The following is a 4,344-nucleotide window of genomic DNA, read 5'->3' as shown; positions in this document are numbered from 1 at the left end:
AAATTGATCTTCACTTCGCCGAACAATTCGGCGTTGAGGTTGCTGTCGGTTTGGGCGTTGACGCCGACCGTGGAAACTTTGGTGACCGGGGCGGCATAGGAGGTGCTGCCGCGCGTCGACCAGTTTCCCGATCCGCTGGCGCTCGCCGGATCGTCGCTGACCGCATAATCGACGCTCGTCTTGTCGGCGGCGGCGGCGCGGAAACGCAGGCGCGCGGTGATCGATCCCGTATCGACCTTGATCCGGTTCATGCCCAGCATGACGAGTGTCGCCAGCGTCTGCATGCGGTCGCGCGCCATCCGGTCGCGCGCGATCGGGATGAGCTGTTCCTCGATCAGTTCGGGGGTCAGTTCCTGCCCGTCGAGTCCATAATCGGCGAGCCACAGCGGCGCCGTGACCTCGTCGCCGGAGCCGGCGCGCGGCGCGAGCTGCTTGCCGCCGCCGGTGTCGAAGAGGCCGAGGTCCCCAGGATGCTGCGCCGCAAGCCAGTCGCGCGCCTGCGCGGTGGTGACATTCTCCTCGCGAAACTGTTCGACGGGCTTCGAAATCGCCGCAACCAGATCGGCATAGGCGTCCATCTGGCGGATCGACGAGTCGACCATCGCGTCCCAGGTGCCGTGGATCAGCGAGGCAACAAATTCAGGAAAATCAAGCTCATCCGACAGGGAGCCAGCGCGGCGGCCGATGGTCTCGGTGGCGGGCGGGGCCTTGCTGCCGCTGCTGCTCATCCCCGGATCGGCGAAGCTGTCCTGCTCCTGCGTGGCTGCATCGCTGTCCCCCCAGAGGGAACCAGCCATGGCCTGCGCGGGCGGAGGCTGTGCTGCACTCGCCTGCCGGGCGATGGCAGGCGGCGGCGGCGCGAGCTTCGGGCGGTGAGGCGTGGTCATCTCCCGCTACACCCTCAAGCGAGCGCCGGCTGGCGCGATTGTCCCACCCCGAAGAGCGAGCTCTGGACCCAGCTGCAATTTTTCGTGTGCGTGCCGTCGCCAAAGATCTGGATCTCGCACAGCGCGATCTGGTCGGAACCGATGACGTGGGTGAAATAATAGTGCAGCGTTATGCGCAGCGCCGCGCAGCCATTCGGATCGTAGACGCGATTGTCGTCCATGATCGACCCGCGCACGTTCAGGCTCCACCCGATCGCGTCGTTGGTGCCGATATTGGTGATGCGGACGTTACCGATCGATTTGCCGTTATGCTGCCAGTCGATCCGGAAAAAGGCGCTGATGTCGTCGATATAGCTGTCGGACAGGACCGGCCAGTCGAGGCTGATCGCGGTTGCATCCTGGAACGGTGCCGGACTGGCGGGTGCAGTATCGTTCGGATGCTTGATCCCGCGGAACTGGTCGGTCGTCCAGCTGACGTCGCCGACATTGCTGATCACCTGCTCGAGGACCACACCGGCGATCGTCGCGGCGACTTCCATGCCGCGAGCGACCGGAGCGGGCGGGGGCGTGAGGTTGACCGTTCCCGGGCCGGTCTGCGCGGCATCGGCGTCGGTGCGTTCGGACAGCGCCATCGCGAAGCCCGACGGTGCGGTCGTGCGATTGATCGTCCGGCCGGCGGGAACGCCCGCGTAGAGGATTTGCACATAGGCGGGGGTACCCGCGGCGGCCATTTCATATTCGGCCTGGAAATCCTCGTAGCGCATGATGTAACGGCTGCCCGTATTGTGGGTGGACGCATAGGCACCGGGAGAGCCGGGGTTTCCGACGGGACGATCCCACGGATCGACGACGCGGATGAAATGGTTCGCGCCGTCGAAATACATGCCGACGACGAGCACCGCGTGACCCGACAGGTTGGTGCTCGACGCCATCTTGCCGACGTAGAGCGGGCCGTAGTTCTCGATCATCCCGGCAAAGGCTTCGGGCAGATAGCATTGCGGATCGACCGAATAGAGGCCGAGCATCGCCGCGGCACTGGCGCGCTCACCCCAGGGCAGGCCGTTGTTGATGTCCTTGCCGCACTGCTGCGCGATCGCTTCGGGCCCGATGCTGACGGGGCCGCGCCAGCTGAGCAGCATCGACAGCGTGGTCGCCCAGCAGCCGTTGTCGGTCGGCTGGGCGATCGGATCGATGTCGTCCCAGTTGATGCTCCAGCCTGCCGACTGGGCGGTTACGAGCGGCTGCGGCGCGGGCGTTTCGAGTTGCTCGTGAATTCGCACGACGTCCAGCTTTTCGAACAGCGGATCGAGCGTGGTCTCGACGAGTCCGGAATCGAGCGCCTGGCCGATACGGTCGGCGAACTGGCCGCCGATGCGGTTCGCGCGGTCGCGCGCAGTCCCCGACCCCGAAACGGTCAGTTTCGGTCCGTTGCCCGCTTCGGGGCCGGCCGAAAATCCGAGGCCCATCGCCGATGTCGAGGCGGCGCCGAAATTGCCATAGGTCAGCCGGACCGCCGTTGCATTGAAGCGTTCGCTGAACGGTGTGCGGGCGCTGGCTTCGCCGCCGTTGCCGTTGATGAAGGCGACCATCTTGGCCTGGAAGCTTTGCCACAGCGCCTCGGCGCCCTGCCAGATGATCCATTCGGTGCCGGGAAGCGGGGCGGTCGAGCGGTCGGCGCCACGGGTGTAGAAGACCCAGCCGTTCGCGGTCTGGTAATAGCCGAACTGACGGTGGCCGCTGACCGGATGCGAGCCGGTGTTCGGGGCCTCGATCGTCGTCACCGCATAGAATTCGCCCCAGCGGACCTGCTGTCTGGCGCTGATGACGACCGCCGCGTCATCGGGACCGACGATGTCGAGTTCGAACGCGGTTCCCACCTTGTCCGCCGAGGCGAGCCGCTGCGTGTCCGACGAATCATAGGGTTTGAACTCGGTGTTGCCCGTGTCGACGAAGCTGTTGATGTTGGTGATGAAATATTCGAGCAGGCGCGGTGCGTCCCAACCGTCCGGGAAGCGCACGATATCGACCTTGTAGAAGTCGAGGTTCAGATCCCCTGCAGCGCTTTCGATCGTCTGGATCGAAAAGCCGCGTGCGCTGACCGCGCTCGCGACGGCGGGCGGAACCCGCCAGGTGAACAGGTCGGAGAAGTCGCGGGCGAGGCGGCGTGCTTTCGCATAATCCTCGGCCCCCGCGACCATCGCGCTTGCCGGCGCACTGGCGGCTTCGGGGTTGGGTTCGATGACCGGACCCATCCGCACCGCCTCCTCGGGAAAATCGATCAGATTCTCCTCGGCATTGAGGCCGCGGGTAAAGGCGCGCGCTTCGCGCGCCGGGATCTCGGGCATCGGGCCGAAGCCGTCGTCGTAATTGGGGGCAGGCGGTGCGGCTCCGTTGGAGGGCGGTGCCAGGGGGGTGCCGGCCGTCACCGGCGCTTGGGTACCCGACGCGGGCTCGCCGCCGGGACGAGCGCTGTCGCCGGCCCAGTCGAGCACCGGCGGGCGCGGCGCGGCGCGCGCGCCGAAACTGCGGCGCAGCGTGCGACCGCTGAAACTGCGGAGCGAGACATAGGGGCTGCCGTCGCGCGGCAGCGCGTCGACGACGAGCCCGCCGTTGCCGACCTTGCCCGTCGCGAGGCCGAAAAACAGCCGGTCCTGACCGATGAAGCGCGCGAGCACCTCCGGGGGCAGGGCAAAAATGCCTTCGCCGTTCGGGATTTGCAGCAGGCCGTGTTCGCGGCTCGAATAGAAGTTTGCCGCCGAACGCATCGTCCGGTTCTCGGGCTTGAACAGGTTGATGTCACTCGCAAGGACGACCTCGGCCTCGACGCCGGGGGCGTCGGACTTGATCGCGAAACCGACCATCGGGAAACGGTCGCTGACTTCCATACGGTTGGGGCGGATTTGGGCAGTCATGATGGTTCACCTACTGAGCTATTGATGTCTGCGTGCGGGATCGGGCGCGGCATTTCCCTGCGCGATCGCTTCTTCGAGAAGCTTGCGGGCGCGTTCTTCGAATTCGGGGAGCGAGCGGAGCACCTGATCGAAAGGACTGTTCGCGGCGGCAAGATCGGGGATTTTGCCATGCTCGGCCTCATGCTCGCGAACGGCGTTCGACAGGAGCTGCGATAGCAGCTTGGCATAGGGCGGGGTGATCGCGAGGCGGGTATGGATGCCGATCGAGCCGCCCTCGTGCGACGAGGAGGGGCGGTACTGGCCGAGCTCGATCAGGAACTCATAGGGATTGTGGCCGAGCTCGAAATAATTGACATAGAGCGACGCGGCGGGTGCGCATGCGTCGCAGCTTTTGGCAGTCGATTGTCCGGGCTTGGCCAATTTGGCGCTCCTGCTCTGTCGCCAGATGCTCAGCAGGAAGCGTGCCAATCGTCATTTTAGTTGTTTTTCAGTGCCTTGGGTAGGAGGTCTATCCCGCTCTCATGTCACATTGCGACGAGCGGGAT

Annotated in this window: 3 protein-coding genes; all 3 read right to left on the bottom strand. The window is 65.4% G+C overall.

The features are described 5' to 3' along the window. Positions 1 to 797, bottom strand: a 797-nt coding sequence (locus VGD20_RS10200; RefSeq protein ID WP_331134337.1) for a hypothetical protein, incomplete at its 3' end; no start/stop codon positions are given. A gap of 104 nt (positions 798 to 901) precedes the next feature. Beyond that, positions 902 to 3,799, bottom strand: a complete 2,898-nt coding sequence (locus VGD20_RS10195) for a papain-like cysteine protease family protein (protein ID WP_331134336.1) — start codon at positions 3,797 to 3,799, stop codon at positions 902 to 904. Positions 3,800 to 3,817: 18 nt separating this feature from the next. After that, a complete protein-coding gene (locus VGD20_RS10190) occupies positions 3,818 to 4,219 on the bottom strand; it encodes a DUF3467 domain-containing protein (protein WP_331134335.1) in 402 nt (133 codons plus the stop codon). Between the last annotated feature and the right edge of the window lie 125 nt (positions 4,220 to 4,344).

This window comes from Sphingopyxis sp., from assembly GCF_036402335.1.
GTDB lineage: Bacteria > Pseudomonadota > Alphaproteobacteria > Sphingomonadales > Sphingomonadaceae > Sphingopyxis.
This window is presented reverse-complemented; position numbering and strand designations above follow the sequence as displayed.